Source organism: Bacteroides sp. OF03-11BH, from assembly GCF_003604005.1.
GTDB lineage: Bacteria > Bacteroidota > Bacteroidia > Bacteroidales > Bacteroidaceae > Bacteroides > Bacteroides ovatus.
Genome location: NZ_QTMW01000146.1, coordinates 1 through 318, shown reverse-complemented (window position 1 = coordinate 318; position 318 = coordinate 1). Strand labels below are relative to the sequence as shown.

Annotated in this window: 1 pseudogene; it reads left to right on the top strand. The window is 48.4% G+C overall.

The features are described from left to right. Positions 1–61 precede the first annotated feature (61 nt). Positions 62–271, top strand: a pseudogene (locus DXA54_RS28070) (DUF4134 family protein); the annotation flags it as partial. Positions 272–318: the final 47 nt, after the last annotated feature.

The following is a 318-nucleotide window of genomic DNA, read 5'->3' as shown; positions in this document are numbered from 1 at the left end:
AGTATCAACCGCCCGAAAAAGGACTATCCACCCTTTGGACGGCACAAAACAAGAACTGTTTATGAACAAGAACATCAGACAAAAGTTCATCATCTCTGCGGCACTCATGATTGCCGCAACCGCCTCCGTATTTGCGCAAGGAAACGGTCTGGCAGGTATTAACAAAGCCACCTCTATGGTGAGTTCGTATTTCGACCCCGGCACGAAATTAATCTACGCCATCGGCGCGGTGGTCGGTCTTATCGGAGGCGTGAAAGTCTATGGCAAGTTCGTGCGACGTGAAGTTGCGTAAGTGATTGTGTAACATCAAGATTACAC